Origin of the sequence: Glycomyces sp. NPDC047010, assembly GCF_040644205.1 — a bacterium.
In the GTDB taxonomy this organism is placed as follows: Bacteria; Actinomycetota; Actinomycetes; order Mycobacteriales; family Micromonosporaceae; genus Glycomyces.
Map to the genome: position 1 here is coordinate 325,788 of NZ_JBEYVY010000001.1, position 25,829 is coordinate 351,616.

Sequence of the window (25,829 nt, forward strand, 5' to 3'; positions counted from 1 at the left end):
GCGCTGCGCTCGGTTCGCGTGCCGAGCACAGCGTTGGGCCCGGGGCAGGTGCATCGCCTGCCCCGGGGTTGATCGGTTGGGTTACGCGGAGCTGTTGCCGCGCAGCGCTTCGAGCAGGGCGGCGTAAGCGGCCTCGACCGGCATGTAGTCGGTGTGGAGTGCCGCCCGCGGATGGATCTGCCAGTCAGGTCGGGCTTGGCCGTGGACCCACGCTCCGGAGTGGAGCGCCGTGTCGGTCAGCGCGACCAGGTGCGCGGTGATCTTGGATAGGTCCTCGTACTGCCCGGTGGCGACGGAGCCGTCGTCGAAGTCGTGGACGACGGTGCCGATCCCGGCCAGGTCGAGGACGGGCACCGGTGCCTTCGCCTCGATCTCGGCGCTTAGCGCCTGGAGTGCCTCCAGCGGTTGCGCTCCGGCCCGGACTTTCGCGCCGACGCGCTCGGCAAGGGCAGTTGCGGGCAGGGCTTCCCAGCCGGTGCGGGTGCGCACGATGACGAACACCGTGTGGAGCCCAGCGGCCATGTACTCCTCGAGCTGCTCGGCGAGGCTCGCGCTCAGCGCCACCTGATCGGCACGGACGAACCGCTCCTCCTGCCCGGCTTGGGCCAAGACCGCGGACAACAGCGCAAACAGTGCCCACCACCGATCGGACGCGGTCTGGTCGGGCGGCGCGAGGATCTCCCAATTCGGTGCCGCCGTCGCGGCTGCCCAGAAGACGGTGTGGGACCAGGCGTCGTCGAAGACCGCGTCGACGATGCATACCCTGCCGTAGTCGGTGTCGTCGATGTTGCACACCAGCGCGATCCCGCGCAGCTCTCCGTCGCCGCTGGGCGCGGTGTCGGGCGGGAGGCTCTCGGCAAGGTCGGCGGCCGCATCGAAGATCGACCCGTAGGTGGCCTCCTCTACGGCGGCGCGTGCGTCGAAGGCGGCCTGGAGTCCTGCGGTGAGGCCGGGTAGGTGCCTCCAGCTGGTTCGGCCGTCATCGGTCGTGATGCAGCCCAGGAGTATCCAGCCAGCTTGTGGCTTGCTGATCAGGTCGGCCATGGCAGTGCGCAGTGCCGTGTTGCAGGCTTCGTGGAAGGCCCGGCTCATCGCTGGCCCCCGTCCCGGTCGGGCCCTGCGGTGAGGGCGGCGAACAGGTCGGCCAGGGCGGCGAGAACCGTCCCGCGTTCGGTCCCGGCCAGGTCCCCGGCGGGTACGGTCCCGCCGACTGGTTCGAGTTCGGCTGCGGGCCAGACGATCTGGTGCGCGGTGTCGCCCACCGATGCCAGGCACATCCCGAGCGTCCCCAAGCGGGAGTGGAAGCCGGGCCAGATCAGGGCGAGCCCGACCAGGTCGGTCTCGGTTGCTGGGTTGGTCGCTGCGACGAGTTCGGCGGCGAGCAGCGCGATCCCTTCGCGCAGGTCGCAGCCGGCCATCTGGTGCTCGATGAAGGTGGCCGACAGATCGGGCAGGTCCTCCAGGTGCCACCGGTCAGGCAGGTTCCATACGCCCCACAGGCCCCCGGGCCCGCCGTCGAGGAAACCGGCCAGGGCCAGTCTGAGGCCGGTGCCCAGGCTCTGGTGGTGCTCGGTGTCGATGTCGTTCACCGCTGGTCACCGCCCTCGTGGACCGAGGGCCCGGCCAGAGCGTCGAGGACGGCGGCGAGCCCCCTCGTCCAGGCGTCGTCGTCTTCGTCGTCGCGTGCGTACCAGCGGCCCCGGGCCGGTCCTCCGATGGTGGCGACGCGGTGGACGACGCCGTCCGCCGTCACGGCCGCACAGAGGCGTCCGCGCCCGCCCCAGGCATCCGCGTTGTCGCAGTAGGCGATGCCGACGAGGTCACTGGCTGGGGTTTGGAGGTGCCCATTACGGAGGTCCTCGGCCGCGCTCCCCAGCGCGGCCTCGATCTCGCCGGTGGCCCGGTGGGACTTCACGACGGATTCGGTCAGCTCCTCGAGGACTGCCAGGTTCACCACCTCGCCGTCGCGGACGAGCCCGAACAGCGTCGCTTCCCCCGCATGCTCGACGATCACGTGCAGCTTGGCGTTGAGCGCTTCGCCCTCGCCCTCGGCCGCGTTGATCGCACCGATGCTGGCGGCGGTCGGTGACGCCTGTTCCTGCGTTCCGCTCACGGGGGCGAGGTAGGACGCGGGGATGCCGCACGCGAGTGCTTGGGCGAGCGTGTAGGCCAAGGGTCCCTTCGGGTCGCAAGCGCGGGCGATCTCGCAGGCCGTCTGGGCGAGCGGGTCGCCGGTGCGCCAGGCTGCGAGCGCGGCCAGCGTCGCGGCTGCGGCCCGGGCCTCGCCGGTGGTGTGGGCCGCGATGCGGCACCACAGGCCCAGTCGGGCCTGTTCCTGGTCGGGTGCGTGCCAGATCCGGTCGATCGCCTCGGCCATCAGGTCGGCGTCCGCGGCGAGCGCGAGTCCGAGACTGGTCGCCTCGGCCGCGCTGATCGCGTCCGTGGCCGCGAGGGCGCCGCGCAACTGGACCCGGTCGGCTTCGCGCAGCGAGCCATAGGTGGCCAGGTCGCGGAATTTCGTGATCACGTGCTCGGCGGCGGCGATGCTGTCGGCCTCCGCTTCAGTCCGGTTCCGCAGCGACATGGCGGTGGCTTCGGCCCGCTGGGCGCAGCGGGCGCGCGCCGCGAGCGCCGCGAGCCGAGCGAGGCCGCTGTCGAGGCTGGCGACGGCGGTGAGTTCGACCTCGTCGACCTCGTCGACGTGATCGGCCGCTATACCCCATCGGGTGCCATCGGCGGTGGCGGCGATGAGGCGGTGGGCCGAGTCGATGTCAAGCGCGGCGAGGCCGTCGAGGAGCCCGGCGATGGCGGCGGCGACGTCGGTCAGGTCGGCGGCGAAGCCGACCAACCACGCCCAGGTCGGGGCGACGGCGGCGAGTTCGCCGATGAGCTGCTCGCAACCTTCGGTGTCGTCGAGGACGGCCAGAGGCCGCACCGACATGTGCGCCGGGCCGGACCGGTTGCCGGCGACGACGACCAGCTCCTCGACCGGCGGCCGGCCGATCAGATAGGGCGCGAGGGCGGCGATGGTCCCTCCGTCGAGGGAGGCCCACTGCGCCAGCGAGGCGTAACGTGGCAGGTTCACTGCACTGCTCCATTTCGTGTGGTGTGGTGCCGCCAAGCCAGATTCCAGTCAGAACTTGGCGGCACCGTGATCGGATGTGTTTCGGTCGGATGGCGGGCGCTGCTGCTAGGCGGCGTCCGCCGTTCTCGTCATGTCCCTGGTGAACCCGCGGTACGGGTGCAGGTCGAGACGGACGTGGTGGTTGTGGGCCCGGTACAGGGCCGTGGGCGAAAGCCATTCGTTGCCGCGCCAGAACTCGGCGAGCGGTGCGAGGCCGATGGCGATCGTTCCGAGTTCGGCCAGGTCGGGTTGGTACACCCACCCGATCCCCAGATCGATCTCCTCACCCCAGTTCGGTTGCGTCGGCGCGAGTTTTCGGTGCTGGTCGACTGGGAGCACCGCGTGCCGTACCTGCAGGACCGTGGCGCTCAAGCGCGCCAGCGCGCCTACCGGAGCGCCCGCGAAGTGGGCGTACTCGCCGTCTTCGAGGGCGAGCTGGACCGAACCGAAGCGCCCGAGCGTGCGCTCTTCGGTCAGCCAGGTCAAGACGCCTTCACCCAGGCACCTCGTGGTGTCGAGTTCAGCCATGACCGGCGCCCGTCGCCGGTCCGGCACTGGACTCGAGCGCCTGTGCGCATGCGCAGCCTGGGCCGTGGACTTCGAGGCGCACCAGGCACCCGCAGAGGCGCTCGGCCTCCGTTCGCAGTTCGCACGGGCCGCTCCCGTCCATTGGGCCGCAGCCGATGAGGTCGGCCGGGCCCGGCCTGCCCGGGATCGGCGTGTTCGCGCCGAAGCGCCCGACAGCGAGCACTGCCGTGGCTTTTCCCGGTGCACACGCGGCCTGTGGCGCGTCCGTGGCGTCGGTGCCGGTGGTGGCGCTGGGAACGGCGATGAGTGCCCCGGCCAGTTCGACGGGGACGGCGTGCAGGATGCGGCGCTGCCCGGTGATCGGCGAGACGACGCCGACCATGCCACTGAGCTGGTCGTCGGTGCCCGGCAGGTGCGGTTCGTACACGGTGAGGCGTCCTTCGGCGAGGACGCGGTTGGCTACAGCCATACTGATCACTCCATTTCGGAATCTGTTGGGAGGCTCGTCAGCTGTGGTGGCTGGCGAACGGGTGGTGGAGGGCCTCGAGTCGGACGGGCTTGCCGTGCACCTGAGCGATGGCGGCCTCGTTGAGCCACGGTCCCTCGCTGGGGTCCTTGGGTCGGATCGTGACCGCGTCCACCGGTGCGGCTCCGATGGAGGCGAAGACGACGAGCCGCCCGTGTCCGAGGACGATCGGCGTCTCGATGGTGGTGCGGCGTACGAGTACTCGCCCGCGGCGCTTGCGGCCCGGTTTGGTGCGGTGGTGCAGGTGGACGGCGACGAGCGTGACCGTGTCGTCCGGGGCTCGTTCGGGTTCGAACTGGACGAGCGTGCCGTCGGCGAGCAGACGGACGGCCACGACCGGCCCGTGCGAGGTCCGGACCGCGAAGCGCCTGAGGATGCCTTCGCCGAGGCGGATGGTGATCTCCTCGCTCACCGGGGTGCCACCTCCTGGGAAGAGGCATCCGCAGCGGGCGCGGCCTCGTGGACTTCGAGGCGGACTCGCCGCTGCAAGAGCCGCCCCACGGTGGAGGGGAAGAGCCAGTCGGTCGCTCGCCCGTCCGGCGGGCGGACTCCGACCACTGGCCCTCCGCTCGCGGTGGCGGGCTCGGTGAAGACCATCCCGGCTCCCAGCAGCTCTCGTTTGAGCGGCAGTTCGATGCCGTCGGTGTCGGGCAGCGGTGTGGCTGTCAGTGCCGCGGGCGCGCCTTTGGGGGCGCGGCGCAATGCGATCGGCTCGCCGTCGGCGTCGGCCAGATAGACCGTCCCCCAGCGGCCAGTGCTCCGTTCGAATGCGGGGAGGGCGAGGAATCCCTCGCCGAGGTCATGTGATGCGGAGCGATCCACATCAGACTCCTTCCTGCTTGTGCGGATCGGTGGTGCCGCTGTGCTGCTGCCGTCGCGGGCAGCGCAGCGGCACCACCGAGTTACGGAAGTAGCGACCGGCCGCCGGTCAGGCGATCGCGTCGCGGATGGCGTAGGTGAGCGGCTTCACGCCTTCCTCTTCGACCAGCAGGGGCCGCTTGTCGTTGTCGGTCGGGTCTTCCTTCGTGAACTGGTCGGCCATGAGCTGGCGCAGCGCGCCGTCGCAGTTCGGGTTGATCGTCGAGCCGTGCTTGGTGATCAGCGCTCGCTTGAGCTGCCCGGGCGTGATGAGCACTCCGGCGTTCTCGGGCTGGCTCAGCCACTCCTTCGCCAGGCGCTTGAGACCTCCGGCCGGGAGTTTCCGGGTGCCGTCCGAGCGCAGGTCGCTGTTGCGCTTGCGCGACTTGGCGACGCCGGGGATGGCGGCCCGGTGCCCGCAGGTGGGGCAGGTGACGTGGTCGGGCGCGGCCGACATCGGAACCCCTCGGGCCGAGCGCATGAACGCGTCCGGCTCCATGCCCTCCTGGCGCTGCCAGGTGCAGTCCTCGTCGCTCGGCGAGAACGGCTTCGAGCACGTCGCCAGTCCCTTGGCGTGCAGCGCGCGGAGCGCGGTGAGCACTTCCCGGGTGCCCATGGGCATGTACGCCGCCTCGGCGACCTGCCTGGTGGTCAACGGCTCGGCAGCGTCGGCCAGGGCACGAGCCATGTACATGACCATCGGGTCGTGCTCGAGCAGCACCGGTTGGATGCTCACCCCTTCCGCGTCCCGACCTCCGTTTTCGGCGTCGGTCACGGGTGCCGAGTCGCTGTCCGCGGCGGGCTCGGTCCCCTGTTCGGGACCGGCGCTGGGCGCGTCGGTTCCGGCGGGCTCCGGTCGGGGATCGGCCGCAGCCGAGTCGGCGGCAGGCGGTTCGCTGTCAGTCTCGGACGGCGCTTCGGGCGCGGGCTTCGGGGCCTCCTCGGGCCTGTCGGGTTCGGCGGCGTCGTCGCCGTGCGGGTCCTCGGGTTCGGTGTTCGTCGGGGCGGGCAGGACCCACGCCCACCGCTTGCGCTTGGGGTCGGTGGCGTCGAGCTCGACGATCGGCGGCTTGGAGTCGACCAGGTGCTTGAGGACCTTGCCGGCGACCGGCTTGCTGACTCCGGCCGCAGTGGTGATCGCGTCGAGGTCGTGCAAGCCGGGGTTGTCGTTGAGGAAGGTGGCGATGGCGCGCATCGCCGGGTCGGGTTGGTTCGCAGCCATGACGGGCTGTCCTTTCAGGATGGTTTTGATGTGCATGACAATGGCTCGACTCCCGGAGGATGTCGAGCCAGGTTCAGTGCCCGCTACCAGTGCGTTCGCACCTCCGGGCGGGTTCGGTCAGGTGTCGGTCACCTCCTTGTCGGCAGATCGGATCCGGGCGCTTGGACGGCCCAGGAGAGGGTGGTTCAGGGCCGGGGCGGGCGGGCCATCCAGGCGGCCGCCTCGGTGAGTGTTGCGAAGGCGAGCACGTCTTCGGTGGCACCGCAGTGGCTCCGGTCTGCGGCGGTGACCAGGGGGTGTCCGCTGCGCTGCGCGAGAGCGGCAACCTTGTCGTAGTGTCCGTTCGGGGTCTGGAGCGCCCCGTCGGGTTCGACACGCGCCCAGAGCCTCGCGCCCGCGACCCGCTCGGGGTCGGTGCGGCCGTATGCGGTCAAGACCGCCGCCGCGCAGGCCAGGTCCCACTCCCCGTCCCGGCAGTCGAGGGAGGCGTCGGTGACGGTGAACTGGGCGGCGTCGACCGGATCGGGCAAGGTGTCCATCGCCCGGGCGAGGCGGGCGTGCATGGCGTCGATGCCGGGCCAGCCGGTGGCCCACGCGGCCGGACGCAGCCGCACTGACACCTCCCAGCCGGTGACCTCGCCGCGCAGCGTTGTGTGTGCCGTGGATACCTGTATTGCTGCGGGCCGGTGCGGGCTCGGGGGCCGGTAACGGCCGGGCTCGGGCCATTCTGCAGCGTTGAGCGCCAGGGCCAACCGCGCAGCGCGGTGCCCGTCGGCCGGGCAGCCGGGGCTGCAGCCGCAGAACAGCGGGCGGGCGCAGCCGGTGCAGGGCTGGTGCGGATTGGGCGGTGTCCACACCGCGAACCGCTGCGCAGCAGCGGCTTCCTTCCGGGCCCCACCCGCCAACTCCAGGACCACGAGTTCCTCGACTACGAGGGAGGCGCGGGCGGCGGTGACGGCCCGGACGGGGCACAGCATCCGGTCGCCAGGGAGGATCTGGTCGGCCCGGCAGACGCGGAAGCACCCGCCCGGACCGAGCGCTGCAGCAAGGTCGTCGAGCGGCTGGGCGGCACCGAGCCGGAGCAGGAACTCCAGCTCGCCGATGTGCGCCTCGGTGCGCTCCAGGTCGGCTCGCGAGCGGTCGAGGTCCTGCTGGAGCGAGGCGGTGCGCTCTTGCAGGCGCTCGGCTTCGGTTTCGAGTTCGGCGATCCGATCCTCGGCCGAGCAGTCGTCGCATTTGCCGGTGTCGTCGTTGAACACAGTGCCCCCGCAGGCGCACTGGGGTAGTCCGTACATGACAGGGTCCTCACTTTCTTTCTTGTTGCGGTGGTTGGGTATCGGTGCGGTTTCTAGTGGGGCGGGCGGCCGAAGTAGACGCGTTCGGTGCCCTGGATCGGGGCACGCTCGGGGCCGCGAAGGTGCTGGTCGATCCAGACCAGGCGCCGCTCGGAGCGGTTCGGTCCGCAGGCTTGGTGCCGCCAGTGGCCGCGGACGATGACGCGGTGCTGGAGGGTCCGGCCCGACTCCTCGCTCTCCTCGCGTGGCACCGTGGCGGGCCGGGACCGCAGGTCAACGACACGGATGCCGGTATCGGGGACCGGTGCGGCGGCCCGCGCCGCAGCGCGGGCGACCCCCCGGGGAATCGGGGCGCGCACGGTCTGGGCGATCCCCGGGGAGCGGGCGAACGTGACCGCGCAGCGCAGCAACATCCCCCACGTCGCGAACTCCTTCGCGTGGTGCGCCACCTCCAAACCGATCAGCCGCCAAGGCGTGCTGCGTTCGAGCAGTGCGGCTTCGGCTTTGCGGTTGTGGTCGACCTCGACACCGGCCGCGATTCGATCGCGCACGTGTGCGAGCAGGTCGGACCGGAGGGTGTAGGACAGCAGACTGGTCTGGAGGGGCGGCGCTTCGGGGTTGTCTTTGTTGGCGAAGGCGAGTCGGGTCATGGGCAGCATGACCGAGCAGAGTCGACCGCCCGTGCCGCCGGGGTGTCGGACCGGTTCGGTGAAGGCGAAGACCGCGCCGGGCGGGAGCGGGTCGAGGTCGAGGTGCTCGCCGGGGCCGAGCTGGGCCATGGCCTGTCGGGCGCACTCGGCGAGCTCGGGGGTGAACAGGTACATGTCGGCGGCGATGAGCGCGTTGCGTTGCTCTTCGCACAACCACCGGCCGTCGCTGTCCAGGTCGTCGACGTCCAGGCCCGTGACGTCGCTGAGGAAGCTGGTGTTGTGGAAGATCAGCGTCGGGTCGGCCCGGCCGAGCTGGTCGATCATGGCGGCCCGCTGCCGCACGAACTCTATGGGTGTGAACATCAGTGGCGTCCTTTCGGATCGGGTGGGAACGCAAGGGAGGAGGCTGCAGCACCGGGCTGCACGGGGGCGGGGACGCCCGATGTGGGCGTCCCCGCGTTCGCATCGGTTTCTAGGCGGCTTCGGCCGCGTTCACCGGCACGCCCAGGTCTTCGACCTGGGGGACGTGGGTGCACTGGCCGTAGACGGCGGCCAGCGCGTGGGCGCCGCGGCGGGATTGGGCGACGGCCTCGTCGGCGGCGTTGCCGATCGCTGTGGGCCAGCAGTCGCCGATGAAGGCGGCGATGCCGCCGGCGAATTCGGTGAGGGCGACTTGCCCGTCGACGCAGGCGGCGAGCAGGGCCTGCCACTGGTAGTTGCACTCCGCGCCCTCGGTTGCTTTGAGCGTGGCCAGGCCCTCGCGGAAGGCAGTGATGGCGTCGTGGACTCGTTGGGTCTCTTCGGCCTCGATCGCGTCGTCGTCGCCGGATGCGGTGCTGGTGGTGTCGGTCATGGACCGGCTCCTTTCATGTTGGTGCTTCGCTTGGTTGCGGGTTTGCGGCCCGCTTGAGGCGGGCGCGCGTGCTGCCGGGCCGTGTTCGGGCGCGCAGCGGGTATCGGCCCCGGGTGGGGGCGGTTGCAGGACACCGCCACTGCGGCCGCGTATCAAGCGCGGCGGCAGCGATGTATGCGTTGGACTCGTTCGGCCTCTTGCTGCAAGGGCGTGATGCTCTTGCAGTGCTCAGGCCCGGCGCGGCCAGGTGCCGCTCCGTCTACGAGGCCATCGGTAGATGTGTGATCTGCCCGTACAGCGAGGCCAGCGGGTATGAAGCGGCACTGATCTGCGCGGCGGTCACCGTGGCGTGGCGGCCGACGTTCTCGGGCCACAGTTCTTCGACCAGGGACGCGAAGGCACTGACGTGGCGGGCGAGTTCCCGGTGCCCCGCGATGAGCGTCGCGAGGATCTCGGGCTGCAGGTTGGACCACTCCCCGTCCTGGGCATCGTCGAGTGCTTCCAATCCTGCGCGAAACGTCTTCAGCAGATCGCGAACGCGCTGGCGTTCGGCCTCTTCGGCCGTGACCGTGTCAGTGCCGTCCTCGTTCTGGGTGTAGTTCATGGACAGGTTCCTTTCGGTTGTGTGCCTTTGGAAATGGCGGTTTGTGCCCGCTGTGTGCGGGCGTGCGGGCCGCGGGCCTCGGTCGGGCATCGCAGCGTCGGGCCCCGCAGCGAGGCCGGTGTGGAGGACACCGCGACTGCCGGGCCGGGCCAAGCTAGGCGGCAGTGCCTGGGCGGAGCGCTGGCGGCGGGGCGCGGGCGCTGCGCGGGGATGTTCGGTTCGCCATGGCCGGAGCCGTGTCCGGGTGGCTAGGCCGGGTCGGGTTCGGTCAGGGCGGTCATGCCGGATTCGGCGAAGACGGCGCGGATCTCGTCCTCGGTGATGAACCGGTCGTGGCACGGCTCCGTGCAGCCGTCGATGAACGTCCGCCCGCATCCGCCGCAGGGCACCAGCGGATCCGCCGGGCGCAGGACGAGGTGGACTTCGTAGGCGGGCAGGGGCTCTTCGGCGTCGTGGGTGTAGGCGATCTCGACGGTCCGCTGTCCGTAGTCGTGCCGATCGGCCTCGGTCACGGCCCGGATCTGGGCGCAGGGCCAGGCGAACACGTCCCCGGGCCTCAAGTCGTGCACTGCGGCCATGCCGAGCCGAGCGCCGGGCCCGAATCGCTCGAGCAGGGCTTCGAGGCACGGAGTGAGACTGGTGCGGCTCGCCAGGCGCGCTTGAAGTTCGGCGATCTGCTCCTGCAGGTGCGCCTGTCCGCGGTCGACGAGTGCGGCAGTGGCGCAGTCGTCGCAGGTGTCGTAACCGGCCGGCGGGGCCTGGCCCGACTCGCAGTCGCTCGCAGCACAGCGGCGATCGTCCGGATCGGATTGCGGCGCTTCGGTGTTGGTGTCGGACATGGATGGTGGTCCCTTCGTTTTCGTGGTTGCATACGGCGACGGCCGCAACCGGGTCGGTTGCGGCCGTCATCGGGTAGGGGCTGGCGCAGCCAGCCGGTCATGCGGGTGGTGTGGTTTCGAAGACCCACCCAGGGAAGTAGAGGACGAGCTCCGTCCCGAAGGTGTCCCATTGGGTGTCGGCGACGAGGTCCTCGAGGACGTCGTTGTCGCCCTGTTCGGCGAGGCGGCCGAGTTCGAATAGGAACATCGCCAGGCCCGGGAAGATCCCGGTGACGGCGATGCAGTCTGTGCGGAACACCCGCCGCTCTGGATAGGCGGCCTCGATCTCAAGGCCGTGGCTCGGGTCGAAGCTCTCGAGCGCGGCCTCGAACAGTTCGCGGTCAACCTGGTACATCACGGCCCCTCCTCTGGCTCGAACTGCCAGAGGAGGAAGGCGGCGATGATCTCCATGCCATCCGTGCGGTCGGTCTGCTCGGGGACGGTGGTGTCGGTGCTCATGTGCTAGGTCCTTTCGCAGGTACGGAAACGGGAGGCGGCGCACCCGATCGGGTGCGCCTCGGTTGGTGGACATGGCGACGGCCGCGACCAGGTGGTCGCGGCCGGAGGGACCGGTGCAGCACCGTCGGTGCCGACGGTGTTGCGAGTTGGTGGGCTTGGGTGATTTGCTCGGTCAGGTGCGGATCTTGGGTATGACGTCGTCGGCCAAGAACACGGTGCAGTCCTCCCCGAGGGGCCCGAGGTCGATCTCGGTGCCGTGGACTTGCAGCTGGGCGTGATCGCCCTGAGGGTGGAGGACCCAGTCGCATCCGATCTGGCAGTCTCGGTCGCAGTCGAACGTGAGGTCGGCCGAAGCGACAGGGCACGCCTCCCATTCCTCATGCGGCGGTTCGCAGGTGCAGACCTCGTCCACGCTCAGGTGCATCCAGCGGTGGTCCTTGCGGCGGCCGATCTCGTCGAGGTCGTTCACCGCTTCGACGGTGAAGTGCCAGCGCTCGAAGGCGCCGCTGTAGCGCTCTTGCAGTTCGGGACCCACAAGGAAGACCACGTCCTCAGGCTGATCGGGGTAGAGCCGGGGTGCGAACACCAGCGTCCCGTTCAGGCATACGCACTGTCCGGTCTGGGCGGCGACCTCGACGCCGTATTCGGCGCGTTCGGCTTCGGCCGCCTGCTCGGCCCGCTCCTGCAGCCACGTGGTGAATCCGGGCACCGGCACGATCTCGGCCGCACCCGATGGAAGGGCGGACAGGCGCTGACAGGCCGGCGCGTGGGCGGTGGCGGTGATGGTGATGCCTTGGAAGTCGGTCACGAGCCCTTGCCGGTAGGAGAGGCGCGGGACGACCCGCAGCTCGTAGGTCTCCAGGCCCGTCAACGGCATCGGGCTCAGCGGGTTGAGCCGCATCATCTGCTCCCAGTGCCGGTCCATCCTGGAGGAGGCGGCGAGGTGGGCTCGTCGCGTGGCCTCGTACATGCGCCGCAGCGCTTCGGCTTCGTCGATGTGGCCGCCTTCGAGGTGGATCACCTCGCGGAGCATGGACCGCTCGGCGTCACTGATCTCGAACATGTGCTTTCCCTTCTCGATGCCGCCCGGCATGGTGCCGGGCATGGAAGCAGGGGGCCGCGACGTCGCGACCCCCTGCGGTTGTCGGTTGTCCTCACGCGTCCTCGAGGACGGTGCGGGCGGTGTACAGGAGGTCGGCGAGCGCGCCGCGGGCGTCGTGCCGGGCGGTGATGGCCGCTTCGGCGGTCTCACCGAGCAGGCGCACCCGTGAGGGGTGCAGGTACCCGCAGACGGCAAGTGCTTCCTCGGCGCCCTCCAACTGGCGGCGGTGTTGGTCGGTCAGGCTCCCGTAGGTGTCCTGGGCGGCGCGGGCGTAGCCGATCGCCTCGGTCGCAGCGGCATCGGCCGCGTGGAGGCCGATGGCGGCGTCAGTGAGCGGGCCGTTCTGGTACCCGTCGATCCAGGGGAGGCGTTCGAGGACGGTGTCCCAGTCCCTCTCGCAGATCGTGGCGGCCATGCGGGCCGCGTGCGTGCGGTCGGTCTGCTCGGGGACGGTGGTGTCGGTGCTCATGTGCTCGGTCCTTTCGCTGGTGCGGAAACGGGAAGCGGCGCACCTGGTCGGTGCGCCGCCAGAAGCAATCGGTGCGGGGCGGGTTCAGCGCGGGCCGGCCCAGCCGGTGCTGGGCGGACAGGCCACGGCCGGGCGGGGGCGGTTGTCGGGCAGGACGGGGGGCCAGCCGCTGATCGCGGCGCGGAAGCGTTCGAGCGGGGCCAGGATCCCTTCGGCCTCCCACCACAGCGGCGTGTTGGCCTCGACCCGCCCGCACGCGTCCTGGGCGGTGCATTCGATGAAGCCGCTGGGGCGGTTGGTGGCGGGGTGGTGGGTGTGTTCCCACCGCAGCGCGGCACCCTCGGCCAGGGCCATCCACGCGCTGCGGGTCTCGCAATTGAGGGCGGTGCCGGGGGTGCCGACGAGGCCGACGCCCACGAGGGGGTCGGCGCTGCCGTCGCTCCACTCCGAGACCGGGCCGGCCAGGGCTTTCGGCAGCCAGGCGTCGGGCACGCCGGAGGCGACGAGTTCGTCGAAGCCGAAGACGCCGCGTCCGAAGACCGCCTGGAACATGGCGTGCGTCGCTGCGGGCAGGAACTTGCAGACTGCGAAGGCGGCCGGGGCCTCCCAGCAGGCGAACAGGCGCGGCAGGCCACCGCCGTTGTAGGAAGCGGTGTGGCCGAGGGTGGGGGCGACCAGGGTGTTCAAGCCCTGGACGATGGCGTCGTTGCTCAACATGAGGTGCGTCCTCTCGCTTGGCCCCAGAAATCGGGGCACGGGACAGGGCGCAGCCGTCGGCTGCGCCCTATGGGGTGGCGAAGGCAGCGCCGTCGGGCCGCTGCCGGGTGTGCTACTTGACGGAGCCCTCCTTGGGCTTCAGCGCCTTCTTCGGCGTGTGCCGGGGCTTGCGGCCCTTGCCGGTGAAGGTGCGCCACAGCCAGCGCCCGGCGCGCAGCGGCCGCGGCCAGGAGCGCCGGTCGTGGGGACGGAGCCGGCAGCCGCGGCACTGGCATTCGGGGGCATGGAGGGTGAACAGGGTGAACGCCTGCTCCCGGTCGCAGGGATCGACCGTCAGTTGCTTGTGCTGATCGAGGACGACGATCGCGACGACGCCGAAACGCGTGATCTGGAGGCTCTTGATGGTGGCAGTGATGCGGTAGGGACTCTTGATCTTCCAGTGCGAACGCACCCCGGCTGGCAGGGTGAGCACCGGCTTCACCTTGCAGCGGTCGCCTTCCTTCCAATCGCGGTAGGGCATGTCGAACTCCTTGTTCATCAAGTCGTGCGATGGCACGACGAAGGCCCGCGCGCCGGTAGGCGTGCGGGTGGGAGGCGGGAACGGCAGGGGCCGAGGACTCGCACCCCTTTGGGGTTGAGCGTGTGGCGCGGTGCCGGTGGTGAGCGCGGTACGCGGGAGCGGGGCGGGGTTCTCCGGTTCCGACCACATTCGTGGTGGGAGGTCCGGGGACGACTCCCGGTGTGCTCAGGCGCAGCCTGCGGCTCGGATATGCGGTTGAAAAATGGTGACGCTTCTATATGGCAGGGTGCGCGGGCCCTTCCGCGCTGGGTGCGCGAGGGTGCGCGCACCCAGCGCCCGCCGCAGAACCACCAGTGATGCAGGTCGATGCTCTGGCAACGACGAGGACAGATCCCCGGGCTGGATAGTCGGACCCCGGATAAGGCCGATCAGCGGCGGATCTCGCGGATAAGGAGCATGGTTGATCCGACTGCCAAGGCGACCCACAGCAAGCCCCAGACGATGCTGCGGATCTGATCGTCGTCCAAGGTAAGGGGCTCAGTCTGGGCAGGAGCTGGCGCAGGTTGGGACGCGATGCTGAACAACAGCCAAGCAACGACGACAACGAGCACCAACACCGCCGCCACGCTGAGGGCCCCGATCACCGCGTTGGCGGCATGCGACGTCGTTGCAGGGGGCTTTGTCGGCGGTGCCGGGAGCCCGGGTCGTTTGGGGGTGATGCGGAGGTTTTTGGCCGACCACGCGTCGATCTGGTCCTGGTTGACCCATTCTTGCGCGATCTGCCGGGCACGGTCGTGGAGGAGTTGCTGGTCGTCGGTGACCATGACTGTGGTGGCGACGCTGGCAGGCGTCGTGACGCGCAGAGCGAAGCGCGGACGAGAACCGGAGGCAGAGACGTTGAGGCTGTCCTCAATCCAACGGGTTTCGACCTTCCACAACCTGCTGGCACTGATGGCATGCGGAAGCGACCAGGGTTGGACCTGCGCGCTGAAGGCGGCGTCAAGGAGGAAGTGGTCGTCGCTTCCAGGTGCGATGACCTGAATGGCCGGGTCGTCGTGGGCATCGGCTGCGGTCATAGAGCCTCCTGGAGGGGCCGGAAAACAATCTGTGCTGCTCCCGGCCGGTTTCGGAGCCGCTGCTGGACGAGTCGATGATCGGTCACAGTTTCGGCTCCAGCGGATCAGCGGCGCCTGCCGCCGCGCGGTCGCTCCGTTGCTCACTCGCTCGTAGCACCACCCGCTTCCTTGGTGATACCACACGTTCGGGTGCTGGACGCCACGTTCGCGGTTGTTGTCGAAGTGTCTGCCGGACAGGCATCAGTGCGGCCCCAACGGCCCCAAGGACGATGGGCCGTCGGCTGATCGGATCAGTTGCGGGAATGGGGACGCGGGGCGGACTGAGAGGATCGGAGGAGCTGACGAAGCTGACCAGAGCCGGCCTGGGCCGGGGCCTGCGGGTATATGACCATATATTCACCCTGATAGATCGATCAGGATTGCGGGCGTGACGTGCGCGAACGCAGGGTGCGCGGGACCTCATGGGTGGACGGGTCATTGGCTGCCCTGTTGGCACCCTTGATGTGGACCCCTGCATCTGGACCAGGTCTTGGTGGGCGGTTCAGCGCGCCAGCGACGCCAGACTCGTCCACGTACCGCCCAGCACTCGCCACAGGTCGTCGGACAGGAGGCCGTTGTCGCCGCCGTAGAGGTCACTGGTTTGGGGGACGCCCCGGGCGACGGTGGCGGCGACCGTCAGGTCGCCGGTGGCGGGGCAGGCCCGTTCGAGCGCGGCGAGGCGGGCTACGTCAGGCAGGCCGAAAAGGAGGACGCGGTCGCCGAGCACACCGGCGAGGCGGCCGGTCTTGTAGCGAGCGATCTTGGCGGCGAGGGCGCTGATCGGTTCGGTGTCGCGGTCGAGCTCGAACCAGAACCGCAAGATCCGTCCCTCATCCCAGGCGACGGTGCCGGCCGCGTCAGGGCGGGCGCCGATGATCTCGGCGCTGGCCTCAGCCTCGTTGAGCCATTCGGTCACGCGGACGCCGCCGCGTGCGCGGGCGTCGAGGTGGAGGTGGGCGATGAAGCCGTTGACGGCTTCCTTGTGCGGGCGGTGCGCGGAGTGGAAGAGGCGCTGTGCCCCCCAGGCAGCCTCGGCGCGGCTAGGCGGCATAGCTCCGGTACGCAGGGCATGGATCGCGGCACCGGCCCAGGCAAGGGTGTAGCGGTACGCCCCGGATCCGGGGACTCGAGAGCGGGTGAGTAGGCCCAGATCGGTGAGGGTCTGGATACGCAAGGCGGCGCGGCGGCGGTTGGTGAAGAAGATCGCCGCGATAGTAGCGGCGGTGGCGATGCGGTGGCGTGCCAGGAAGTCCAGGAGCGTGTAGTCGCGGGGAGTGAGGCGGGCGGCGAGCCCTGACAGCGCTTCGGCATCAGTGCGGCTGCGGCGGCTGGTGTTCATGCGTTCTCCCAGGTGAAGGCACGGTGGCGGGCCGCACCGGCGCGGATGGTGTCGGCGTCCCCGACGGCGTCGGGCAGCGGCAGGGTCTGGAGGGTGAAGGCCGGCAGTGGCGCTCCGGCGGCGATGGTGCGGCACGCGGCCGTGTAGGCGCCGAGATGGATGAGGTCGTGATCGTCCAGGTGCGGGAGGGTGTGCGCGGCAAGGGCTTTCGCGTCTTTGGGCGAGGTCGAGAAGATGATCTTGGTGCGGGCGTTCGCATCGAGGGTCTCGGCGAGTTCCTTGGGGAGTTGCCCGAGGTGCTGGTGGGCGAACACGAAGGAGAGCTTCAGTTTCCTGGCCTCGGCGAACATGTCGGAGAGGATCTGGGGGAACTGGAGCCAGTTGTGGCCCTCGTCGGCGTACAGGACGCAGTCGCGGCGGGCCTCCATCGGCTGCGCCTGGCGTGGCAGGACGGCCTGCCAGACTTGCGCGGCGATGTTAGAACCGAGGAACTTCGCCGCGTCATTGCCGAGCTCGCCCTTGGGGAGCCGGGCGAGGATGATCCCGGCATTGTCCAGTGCCCGGGGCAGGTCGATGCAGTACTGCTCGAGCGGGTCGCCGATGGTGTCGCGGATGAACCGGCGCGACAGAAGGGTGCGCAGGCGCGAGAGCACCGGCCCCGACGCCTGGGTCTGGACGCCGATAGGAAGGGCATCGAACCACTTCCAGAACCCGCGCAGGACCTCGTCGTCCCTGATGTTCGTCACCAGGGGCGCGCGTTCTTCCCTGTCGCCGAGGATGATCGGCAGCGCCGAGAGCCCGGCGAGGTCCCGTTGCTGGAGTTGGGCCTGGGTGCGCAGGGCCTGCTTTGCGATGTCGTCGGCGCGGGGCCCCCAGTGGTCGGGCCAGAGCATGCGCCAGATGCCGACCAGGTAGTCGATGGCGATCTCGGCATCCGGGGCGCGCACGACCGGCGGCAGGCCCGGCGGCGGGGCATCGGAGGCGGGATCGATGAGGACCAGGCGCCCGGCTGCGGTGGCGGGGTCGAGCCGGTCGAGGACGTCGCGCACGAGATCGCCATGCGGGTCGAGGACCACCACGGCACGCCGGTCGCGGATGTCCTGCAAGATCATGTTCACCATGAGTGTGGACTTGCCCGAGCCGGTCGCGCCGATCAGATGCGCGTGGTAGCGCCCGTCCGCAGCGGCCAGGCCGACCTTGCGGCCCGAGACCGCCGCGACCCCCAAAGTCTTCGTACCCCGGCCACCCGAGGTCACCTCGGGGGCAGGAGCGACCGGGCGGGCCCCAGCGCGGGCGAGCGCGGGCATGACGGCGTCGGCCGGGACATGGGCGACGGCGGCGAGCTCGGCGGCCGAGACCAGCACCCCCGCCCCGCCCGCCCACGAGTTCACCGCCGCACCGATAGAGCGGTGCTTCTGGCGCCGCCACGCGCCGCCGAGCACGGCGGCCGTCCCGGCGGCGAGGTCCCGGGCCGCAGCGACCGCCCCCGGCTTGCCTGCGGTGGTGGCGGTGGCGTAGCGGACCTGCATCGTCCACAGCGCGCCTGAGGCGAGACGGTCGGCGACCTGCTTGCGGTGCTGGGTGATCCATCCCGGTTCACGGACCGCGTTCCTGGTCCTTGGGTGGTGTCCGGTCCCGGGAGTGACCAGGTCGAGGACCTCCCCCAACAGTGAGCCTCCGGCCTTCGGTCCCGCAGCGGTCTTGGCCGCCCGACCCACCTGAGCCCTGCCCGCCGGGCGGGCGACGACCTGAACGACGCGGACGTCGCCAGCCCGGTTGGAAGTGCCCGCGGCGACCAGACCGCGCAACACCTCACCAGCCTCGATCCCCGCCACGAGCGGCAGCGCACCCACGCCGCGCTTCGCCGGACGGAAAGCACCGCCCTCGATACTGACCCGGTCCCCGGTGGGCAGGGGCGGTTCGGCGTCGACAACGGTGCAGACCGCACCGGGCCAGGCCGCCTCCACCGCGTGCACCACCTGGCTCGTCGCCACAGTGCCGGGCACCCAGATCCGCACCGTCAGCCGGGCACCGGTGAACCAGTACTCGAAGATCACGTGCGGCTGTCCCGACCACCAGCGCCGCCACCGGCCGTGCTCGATCGCACTCAGGTGGTTCCACGCCAGCACCGCCGACTTCGCCTCGACTTCCGGCGGGGCCTCGATGACGACGTACCGGGCCCCGTCCCGCCACGCGGCCGCGTTGCTGCGACGGGCACTGGCGCGCAGGATCAACAGCGACAGCACCGCGGCGGCGAGGACACCGATCGACGCCAACACTCCGACCGGGATGTTCAGGCCCGCGACGAGATCAGTGAACGGGTTCATCCCAGCTCCACCGACTTCCCCGCAAAGAAGTCGACAGGGGAGATCGCGGTGTCGAAGCTCGGTTGGTGGCTGCGGTGCACCTCCAGATGCAGATGGGGGCCGCTGGAGCGCCCGGAGGAGCCGACATAGCCGAGGAGGTCACCCGCGGCGACCCGGTCACCGACGCTGACGCTGGGTCGGGAGCCCATGTGGCAGTAGCGGGTGAGGACTCCACCAGCGTGGGCGATCTCGACGTACCAGCCGCAGCCCATGATGATGGGGGAACCATCGACGTCGCAGGAGAGTTGGCGTCCAGCCCCGTTGTGGGCGTTGCAGACGACGGTGACCACTTCGCCGGCGGAGGCGGCGAGGATCGCGGTGCCGCGCGGCGCCCCCAGATCGACGCCGTTGTGCTGCGGGCGTTCGCTCGTGCGCCAGCCGGAGTTGACTCCGAACCCTTCGACAGGGTGGATCCACTCGCAGGTGCCGATCGCCTTGACGGCGGCTCGTGCGCCGGCTTCGTCATCGGCGTAGGCATCCGGGTACGCGGAGACCTGGACCTTCTGGGCGGCAACGGTGACCGGGAGGTCTTCCCAGCCGTCGATGCGCTCGAGCGCATCGAAGAACAGTCCGGCGCTGCCTGCCGGGTCCATGAGCACTTGGACTGGACCCCAATGGGGCCGTTGCTGGTAGATGCCGATGGAGTCGTGGTCGAAGCCTTCGCCGTCGTGCGGGAGGTCGTAGCTGGCGGGGACGGCCGGGTTGGCGAGTACCCTGATGCCCGACTCCTGCATGGCGGTTGCGAGCGCGACGACGACCGCCTGTTCGGGCAGGCCGCGGCCTGCTGCGGTCTCCCAGATGGTGGCGGCGTGGCCTGCTTGCGTTGTGCCGTAGCCGTCACCGAGCGCGGCGGCGACGTCCTCCAGGTCCACGTCGCCGGCGCTGCAGGAGCCGCCGGCGCCGATCGCGTGGTGGCGGTCCTGTTGGACGGCGCCGAGGGCGACGATCATGCACCCGGCCGCGACCACCGCGATGAGCACGCCGATCACCAAGAGCCGCTTCATGACCGGCTCCCGGCGGACAGGCCGGTCAGGGCGAGGCGGTGTTCCTCGGGCGAGGCGATCGCGCGGAAGGCTACATGGTGGCCCCCGCCCAGGATGAGGCCCTCGCCCAGGCGGGCCGAGCCGATGAGCGCGGTCTCCGCGGCGGTCAGCTTGAACGCCTGCGCGACGGCGTCGATCGCTTGCGCGGCTTGGCGCATGATGAGCTGGGTGGCCGCGTTATGGATGACAGTGCGTCCGAGCTCGGAGCCGGTGACGTCCTCGGCGTCCTGGGTGACGACCGCGAGCCCGCAGTTCCTTTTCCTGGCCGACTTCGCCAGGCGGGAGAGCCAGGCAGCGCCTTGGCCGGTGCGCAGCATCAGCCACGCCTCGTCCACGACCACGAGGGTCCGGGGCCCACCGAGGCGCAGGGAGCGCCAGATCTGGTCGAGGGCCAGCAGCGTGACCACCGGGGCCAACTCCGGCGGCACCGAGGCCAGATCCCACACCTCCAGCGGCGAGCGCGCACCCGCCGGTGCGAAAGCGGTGTCGCTGGTGTCGAAGACGGTGCCGGACCCGACCCACGGGTCGAGGCGCGCGGCGAGATCGGCACCGGCACCGTCGGTGGCAAGGACGGCGGCCACGTCGGCCAGCGCGGGGGCCCGCCGAGCCCACGTGGCCCGACCTTCGCTGATTCCGGCCGCCTCGTAGCAGGCGGCGGTCGCCCGTTGGAGTACGGCGGCCTCGGCGCCGGTGAGTTTCTCGCCCAGCAGCGTCTCCACCACCGTGCCGACGAACAGGCGTCGGCGTGCGAACTCGTCGTCCTCGCCGTCGGCCGGCATCGCCAAGGGGTTCAAGCGCGCACCAGGGTTGCCGGGGCGGTGGACGGTGCCGCCGACGTGCGCAGCGAGGGCGAGATATTCGGACTCGGGGTCGAGCACGACCACTCGGACGCCCTGGTAGAGCTCGCGCAGGATCGTCGTCTTCGTCAGGTAGGACTTGCCCGCCCCGGACCGGGCGATGGTGACGGAGTTGTGGTTGTCCATGGATGCCCACCGGTCCCACATGACCGGCGACCCCGAATACAGGTTCACTCCATACAGGACCGCTGAGTCGGGCACGGGGCCGTCCATGTCCGGTGAGGCGAACGGGAAGGCCGCCGCGGCGGTGGGCGTGTCGACCGTCCGGGTGGCCGCGACCGGGTCGGTCCCAAACGGGACGGTCGCGACCAGCCCGGGCAGCTGCCTGGCCGTGGCCGGGCGGACGTCGATCATCGCCGCCGCCGCCCGCGACCGGACCCGCGCGCACACCAAATCCAGCTCGGCCGGGGTCTCGGCGTGCACCGTCAGGTACACCGCCTGGCGGTGGAGCTGGGAGTGGCCGCGGGCGACGTGCGCGGCGAGGTCGGCCGCGTCCGCGGCGGCGGCTTCCACGGCCGGGTCGTCGAGACGGCCACGCACCGCCTGGTAGCGGCGCTGGGACTCGAACCGGGAACGCCTGCGCTGCAACTGCATCGCCGCGACCTGCGCAGGGACGCCGTCGAGGTGGAGGGCGAGCGAGACGCGCGAGCCCGGCACCGCCAAGTGCGCGGCCCAGCCCCACGGCAGGGTCGCCGGGTAGCCGGTCACCAACAGAACCGCGGCCCACGAGTCGCCGATCCGGACCCGGCGCATCTCGAACAGAGCGGTGTCGGGCCACAGGTCGGCCTCTAGCGCGGTGCGGGTACGGCGGTGGTTGAACAGGTTGCGGTTCATCGTGACCAGCTCCCGAAGGCGGCGTCGGCGGTGCCGAACGGGTCGAGACCGAACCGGATGCGCTCGGCGAGCGAGGCGCGGTCCAGGCGGTGGGCGTCGGTGCCGATCTGGCCGCAGAACGCCTCCACCTGGCTTGCGGCCCGGGTGGCTGCTTCGGGGTCGGGGCCGGCGACGATCACGGTGACTTCGCGGCCCAGCAGCTGATGGCCGGCGGTCAGTGAGGCGAGCCAGGTGCGGTGCGCCTCGGCGGCAGACTGCAGCGGTCCTGTCGCGAGCGCGGCGGCTTGGGTGTCGAGGCCGGCGAGGTAGCCGGTGAGGTCGACCGGCCGCTGCGTCACGCACACCTGCAGGTGACCCTCCAGGGTGTGCAGCAGGCGGGCGAACGCCTCGCACAGCGCGGCCTGCTCTGAGTCCGAGCGGAGGTCGAAGTTGACGCACCCGGCCGCGACCGCGACCGCGCTCTGCCCGCCGAGGTCGATGACGCCATCGCTGTCGACGCCGTCCACCGTGGCCGGGACCGGACGGACCCGGCTCAGTCCGCCCTTGCGCCCTGCCACGGCTGCAGCGGCGTGCACAGCATCTGGCTCGGGGAGCCCGGCGGCGAGCGGCCGGCGCGGGGACCGCATCGCCGCCCACACCAGCCGGTCCAACGTCGTGCCGTCCCGGCGCGCGAGGGCAAGAGCGAGCGCCGCCGCCGCGAACGGCGCGGAGACCAGCAGCAACAGCACCGGGTGGACCTGGTCGGCCAGGGCCTGCCACAGGCCACACAGGGCCAGCGCCGCCGGAGCGAGAACGGCGACCTGACGGGCGGTGAGGTTGAACAAGACCTTGTCGGGCAAGTCGAGATCGGCCGGGACGTAGACTCCGCGTTCCATCACCGCTCACCACCCTCAAGGCGCTGCTGGTCCAGGGCCGGACCCAAGCCCGGTGCCCTACCTGCCGACGGGGGTGGCGCGGCATGAGCCTCGCCCGCGGCGGGGACGGTATGCGACCTGGCGCCCGGCGCGGCCGCCATGCGCGCCATCGCCGCTTGCGCCTTGCGACGCAGGTCGGCCTGCTGCTGCTCGGCCCGAGCCCGCGCCTGCTCTCCTTGGGCCTCCTCCTCCTCAGCACGGCGCTGAGTCGCCTCAATGGCTTCCTGGCGCCGCTGCGCGAGCGGGACTACTTCGTCCCGGCGGACCTGGACGACCGGCGGTGCCTCGCGCCGTTCGATGAGGGTGCCGTCCGGCACCCCCGCCAACGGATCGGGCTCCGGTGCGGGGCGGGTCCCCGCAGCGGGATCAGGACTGGCGTCATCCAACGGCGAAGACACCACACCACCGCTCGGCTGCCGCCGCGGCGGGGCATCGGCGGTCGGCGTGTACGGTGCAGAGCTGCCACCGACGACCGGACTCCCGTCGACACCGACCGGGGCGGCGTCCTGCATCGGTGACTGCCGCCCGGTCTCGGGCGCTGGCGAGGTCACAGCGGTCTGCGCCGGGCGGGAATCAACGTCGTTGCGGAACCCGGCCCACTCGCCGAAACCAGGCGGTTCGGGCGGCAGATCAGAGAAGCGGTCCCCAGGCTGATTCGGCGGTTGTTGTCCCGGTCGGCGCTGGTCGCTTTTGCGGCGCGACTCACCGCGACCGACACCGTCCATGAGCTTCGACATCACCAGCGCGCCCACCAGCCGGGAGCCGGGGATCGAGAGTGGTCGGCCGCGCGCGATGCGGAATGCCTGCTGGTGGACTTTCCACATCATCCACACGATGACGAGGAGGTAGAGGTGAACGACCTGGATGTGAAAGAGGTGGCCCCAATAGAAGCCGTATGTCATTTTCACCCATACCCACACCAGTGCGGCCTGGCCGATCGAGGAGGCCATGCACGCGCCGAGCATCCGCCACCACAGCGTCGCGGCCCATTCGGTGACCGGCAGGCCGTGGCACGCCAGGGCGACCGGCGCGCACACCACCAGAAAGAAGAAGACGATGTTGCGGATGAATGCGGTGAAGATCAATACCAAGAGGCAGATGGTGGTGAGGAGAATCCACAGGATGTCGACCGTGACATTCGGTTTCTCGCAGGAGGGAGAGTCTTCGCCTTCCTCTTCGACGCAATCGGCGTAGTCTGCTTCGGCGTTCCACCACGCGTCGGGATCGAGCTTGTTGGGGAAGTCTTCGAGCTCCTCGACACCGCTGCCGCCCGCGTCGTGCTCAATGGTGCTGAATCCGTCGACGATGCTGTTGTTGACGTCCATTGCCTGCTGTACCAGCGTCGCCGACAACCCCGCTAGGAGCAGACCAGCAACGAGCCGGGGAGCGATCTCGCGAATGGTGTACCTGGTCTGTATTGACTCGTGAGACATGACCATGAGGCCGCCGACGACAATGACGAGTCCGTAACCGACATATGCCAGGGTCAAGAACTCCGTTGCGAGGGGCTGGCCCGTCACCCAGGACAGATTCGAGAGATGGATCCAGTCCATATCCAGCAGGAAGCTGATAAGCCCGCTGCGGATGTCGCCAAAGATGCCCTGCCAGAATTCGAGGAATCCTTCGAGCGCTTCAACCAGCCAATCAGGCATGATCAAACACCGCCTCGTCTTTCGATTCAGGCATCACGTCAATGACACACACTCCGCGCGAAGCAACACATTCGAGGCGAGGGGAGTAGGCGCCAAGAAATGACATGACCCGACGGCACAAGAACCTGCGAGATGGGAGAAGTAGAATGCTCTGGATGAGGGCTACACGGCTATTCATAGGTCAGGATCCCTTTCAGGATCTCGACGAACGGAATCGCGAGCAGCACGATCGCGAAGCCGATAGCGGCCGCTCTGAGGGCCGTCTTCGCCTTCTCGGTTTCTGATGGGTCACTGGCGAGTAGGTAGCGCAGGCCGGCGATCGTGAGCATGACCGCCACGACCGTCCCGGCAATGCCGACGACCCAGATCCTGAGGTTGTTCAGCACCGTGACGATCTGCTCGGTGTCCGCCCACGCCACTCCCGGCGTCGCGAGCACCAGCACGGTGGCCCCTGCGAGCGCTGCCGCGACCGGCGGCAGCCATCGAGCTCGGCGAGCCCTGCGTTTCTGGTGAGCCGTTCCCACGTCCCGCACCCCCGGCGCGAAAAGCCGTTGGGGTCGGCCCGAGGGAAAGACCGGGCCGACCGGGCTCCCGCGTCAGCGGGGTCGGTGCCGGAGAGACACCACCTCCTCAGATGTCGGATGCACTTCCAGATGCCTGGACCGCACCCGCACCGGCGAGAGCCCAAGCCGGCACTCCTGCGGCCGACTCACAGGGGTATGGCAGGGTGCGCGGGCTCTTCCGCGGGTGCGCGCGCACCTCCCACGCACCCGACAGGCCGAAACCACGCGGCCAGATCGAAACCACCGCCAGCCGGGTGCGCGCACCCAAAGTGCCGGCTCGGCAGCATCTTCGGGGAGGGTGCGCGGGGTGCGCGGCAAGGGTGCGCGGGCCGGAGGTGAGGGTGCGCGGCGCAGGGTGCGCGCGCCCAAGGCGTGGGGTGCGCAGGCGACTGGACGCACCCTCGGGTGCGCGCGCTACCTGGGAGGACACCGAGGCCGCCGGTCTCGAACCGTTCACCGAGGAGCACGCCATGCGCACCACCGCCACACCGCTGGAGGCCATCGCCGAGTACTTCGCCGAGGCCGAGGGCACCACCGGCGAGATCGCCATCGACGCCACCGGCATCACCGGCCTGCCTGACCGAGAACTGACCTTCACCGAAGCCAAGGGCTTCGTCATCGGGCGCGGCGTCACCCAGGAAGTCAAGGACCGCCTCTGGGCGCACCTGGTCGGCCTCGCCCGCACCGAGGCCGCACCGTGGACCCTCGTCTGCGCCGGCCTGGCCCTGCACGGCCTGCGCAACGCCGTTCGCCGGGCCGAGAAGTTCGCACCCGACTCAACTGATCGCGCCGACATCGAGTCTGCAGCCATCGAGGGCTTCACCGCCGCCATCGGCACCGAGGACCTCGCCGCGCCCTACCTCGTCAGGCGCCTGTGCAACGCCGCCCATACCGAAGCCCGCCGCTACACCAAGGAGGTCTACCGCTACCAGGAACGGCTCTCGTCAGACGTCTACGAATCCCACCCGCCACGCGAGAGCTTCGGCCACGTCGACCTCGTCCTGGCCCGCGCCGTCGCCGACGGCGCGATCACCCAGGAGGAGTCCGAGATGATTCAAGACACCTACCTCGAGGGCCAATATGCATGCGACTGGGCCGAAGCACACGGTCTGAGCCCCGACGCCCTCGACCGCTGGAGAGCCGCCGTCCGCCACCGCCTCGCCGCCTGGCTCACCATCGAACTCGGCCGCCCCATCAGCGCCCAGGTCAGACGAGGCCGTCAGAAGGACACTGCCGAGCACGTGGATAAGGAAATCCAAAACAACACCGATCCGCGCTTCTATGCCGAACGCTGATAGCAGATTTCTAATGGCCTTATCGGACACGGTCAAATCCGTGCGT

27 protein-coding genes are annotated in these 25,829 nt (G+C 70.1%); 1 reads left to right on the forward strand and 26 read right to left on the reverse strand.

What is annotated here, in order from left to right; genetic code table 11:
- Positions 1-81: 81 nt before the first annotated feature.
- From AB0A65_RS01510 to AB0A65_RS01635, 26 genes are all read right to left on the reverse strand, one after another.
- Positions 82-1,092 (reverse strand): hypothetical protein, encoded by a 1,011-nt coding sequence (locus AB0A65_RS01510; protein WP_359944465.1) that lies wholly within the window; start codon positions 1,090-1,092, stop codon positions 82-84.
- Complete coding sequence (locus AB0A65_RS01515) at positions 1,089-1,589, reverse strand: hypothetical protein (RefSeq protein ID WP_359944468.1); 501 nt, start codon at positions 1,587-1,589, stop codon at positions 1,089-1,091. Before AB0A65_RS01515 ends, AB0A65_RS01510 begins: the two co-directional genes overlap by 4 nt.
- Positions 1,586-3,085: a DUF4192 family protein gene (locus AB0A65_RS01520; RefSeq protein WP_359944471.1), complete on the reverse strand. Its 1,500-nt coding sequence runs from the start codon at positions 3,083-3,085 to the stop codon at positions 1,586-1,588. The genes AB0A65_RS01515 and AB0A65_RS01520 overlap by 4 nt, the downstream gene beginning before the upstream one ends.
- A 105-nt stretch (positions 3,086-3,190) precedes the next feature.
- Positions 3,191-3,652, reverse strand: a complete 462-nt coding sequence (locus tag AB0A65_RS01525; protein ID WP_359944474.1) for a hypothetical protein — start codon at positions 3,650-3,652, stop codon at positions 3,191-3,193.
- The gene (locus AB0A65_RS01530; RefSeq protein WP_359944477.1) at positions 3,645-4,121 is read right to left on the reverse strand and encodes a hypothetical protein; all 477 of its coding nucleotides are present in this window, start codon (positions 4,119-4,121) and stop codon (positions 3,645-3,647) included. The genes AB0A65_RS01525 and AB0A65_RS01530 overlap by 8 nt, the downstream gene beginning before the upstream one ends.
- Before the next feature lie 37 nt (positions 4,122-4,158).
- On the reverse strand, positions 4,159-4,590 hold the full coding sequence (locus tag AB0A65_RS01535) for a hypothetical protein (protein WP_359944480.1): 432 nt from the start codon (positions 4,588-4,590) through the stop codon (positions 4,159-4,161).
- Complete coding sequence (locus tag AB0A65_RS01540) at positions 4,587-5,000, reverse strand: hypothetical protein (RefSeq protein WP_359944483.1); 414 nt, start codon at positions 4,998-5,000, stop codon at positions 4,587-4,589. Before AB0A65_RS01540 ends, AB0A65_RS01535 begins: the two co-directional genes overlap by 4 nt.
- A gap of 106 nt (positions 5,001-5,106) precedes the next feature.
- On the reverse strand, positions 5,107-6,258 hold the full coding sequence (locus AB0A65_RS01545; RefSeq protein ID WP_359944486.1) for a hypothetical protein: 1,152 nt from the start codon (positions 6,256-6,258) through the stop codon (positions 5,107-5,109).
- Between the two features lie 185 nt (positions 6,259-6,443).
- Positions 6,444-7,553 carry a hypothetical protein gene (locus AB0A65_RS01550; RefSeq protein ID WP_359944489.1) on the reverse strand — a complete coding sequence of 370 codons (1,110 nt, stop codon included), beginning with the start codon at positions 7,551-7,553 and terminating at the stop codon, positions 6,444-6,446.
- Between the two features lie 53 nt (positions 7,554-7,606).
- Positions 7,607-8,566, reverse strand: a complete 960-nt coding sequence (locus AB0A65_RS01555; RefSeq protein ID WP_359944492.1) for a hypothetical protein — start codon at positions 8,564-8,566, stop codon at positions 7,607-7,609.
- A gap of 109 nt (positions 8,567-8,675) precedes the next feature.
- A complete protein-coding gene (locus AB0A65_RS01560) occupies positions 8,676-9,056 on the reverse strand; it encodes a hypothetical protein (RefSeq protein WP_359944495.1) in 381 nt (126 codons plus the stop codon).
- A 259-nt stretch (positions 9,057-9,315) separates the two neighbouring features.
- Positions 9,316-9,660: a hypothetical protein gene (locus AB0A65_RS01565; RefSeq protein WP_359944497.1), complete on the reverse strand. Its 345-nt coding sequence runs from the start codon at positions 9,658-9,660 to the stop codon at positions 9,316-9,318.
- A 248-nt stretch (positions 9,661-9,908) separates the two neighbouring features.
- Complete coding sequence (locus AB0A65_RS01570) at positions 9,909-10,499, reverse strand: hypothetical protein (protein ID WP_359944500.1); 591 nt, start codon at positions 10,497-10,499, stop codon at positions 9,909-9,911.
- Positions 10,500-10,596: 97 nt separating this feature from the next.
- On the reverse strand, positions 10,597-10,896 hold the full coding sequence (locus AB0A65_RS01575) for a hypothetical protein (protein WP_359944503.1): 300 nt from the start codon (positions 10,894-10,896) through the stop codon (positions 10,597-10,599).
- Between the two features lie 273 nt (positions 10,897-11,169).
- On the reverse strand, positions 11,170-12,102 hold the full coding sequence (locus AB0A65_RS01580) for a hypothetical protein (protein WP_359944506.1): 933 nt from the start codon (positions 12,100-12,102) through the stop codon (positions 11,170-11,172).
- Between the two features lie 49 nt (positions 12,103-12,151).
- Positions 12,152-12,568, reverse strand: coding sequence for a hypothetical protein (locus AB0A65_RS01585; protein WP_359944509.1), 417 nt, complete (start codon positions 12,566-12,568; stop codon positions 12,152-12,154).
- An 84-nt stretch (positions 12,569-12,652) separates the two neighbouring features.
- Positions 12,653-13,285, reverse strand: a complete 633-nt coding sequence (locus AB0A65_RS01590; protein WP_359944512.1) for a hypothetical protein — start codon at positions 13,283-13,285, stop codon at positions 12,653-12,655.
- 112 nt (positions 13,286-13,397) lie between these two features.
- Positions 13,398-13,823: a hypothetical protein gene (locus AB0A65_RS01595; RefSeq protein ID WP_359944514.1), complete on the reverse strand. Its 426-nt coding sequence runs from the start codon at positions 13,821-13,823 to the stop codon at positions 13,398-13,400.
- Between the two features lie 410 nt (positions 13,824-14,233).
- Positions 14,234-14,881: a hypothetical protein gene (locus tag AB0A65_RS01600; RefSeq protein WP_359944517.1), complete on the reverse strand. Its 648-nt coding sequence runs from the start codon at positions 14,879-14,881 to the stop codon at positions 14,234-14,236.
- A gap of 541 nt (positions 14,882-15,422) precedes the next feature.
- Entirely contained in the window at positions 15,423-16,259 is an 837-nt protein-coding gene (locus AB0A65_RS01605; RefSeq protein WP_359944520.1) for a replication-relaxation family protein, read from the reverse strand.
- Complete coding sequence (locus AB0A65_RS01610) at positions 16,256-18,586, reverse strand: type IV secretion system DNA-binding domain-containing protein (protein WP_359944523.1); 2,331 nt, start codon at positions 18,584-18,586, stop codon at positions 16,256-16,258. Before AB0A65_RS01610 ends, AB0A65_RS01605 begins: the two co-directional genes overlap by 4 nt.
- Entirely contained in the window at positions 18,583-19,629 is a 1,047-nt protein-coding gene (locus tag AB0A65_RS01615) for a M23 family metallopeptidase (RefSeq protein ID WP_359944526.1), read from the reverse strand. Before AB0A65_RS01615 ends, AB0A65_RS01610 begins: the two co-directional genes overlap by 4 nt.
- A complete protein-coding gene (locus AB0A65_RS01620) occupies positions 19,626-21,359 on the reverse strand; it encodes a DUF87 domain-containing protein (RefSeq protein WP_359944529.1) in 1,734 nt (577 codons plus the stop codon). The genes AB0A65_RS01615 and AB0A65_RS01620 overlap by 4 nt, the downstream gene beginning before the upstream one ends.
- On the reverse strand, positions 21,356-22,234 hold the full coding sequence (locus AB0A65_RS01625) for a PrgI family protein (RefSeq protein WP_359944532.1): 879 nt from the start codon (positions 22,232-22,234) through the stop codon (positions 21,356-21,358). The genes AB0A65_RS01620 and AB0A65_RS01625 overlap by 4 nt, the downstream gene beginning before the upstream one ends.
- Entirely contained in the window at positions 22,234-23,925 is a 1,692-nt protein-coding gene (locus tag AB0A65_RS01630; RefSeq protein WP_359944535.1) for a type IV secretion system protein, read from the reverse strand. The genes AB0A65_RS01625 and AB0A65_RS01630 overlap by 1 nt, the downstream gene beginning before the upstream one ends.
- 170 nt (positions 23,926-24,095) lie before the next feature.
- The gene (locus AB0A65_RS01635; protein ID WP_359944537.1) at positions 24,096-24,368 is read right to left on the reverse strand and encodes a pilin; all 273 of its coding nucleotides are present in this window, start codon (positions 24,366-24,368) and stop codon (positions 24,096-24,098) included.
- 497 nt (positions 24,369-24,865) lie between these two features.
- On the opposite strand from AB0A65_RS01635, the gene AB0A65_RS01640 reads away from it, so the two are divergent.
- Complete coding sequence (locus AB0A65_RS01640) at positions 24,866-25,783, forward strand: hypothetical protein (protein WP_359944540.1); 918 nt, start codon at positions 24,866-24,868, stop codon at positions 25,781-25,783.
- Positions 25,784-25,829 lie beyond the last annotated feature (46 nt).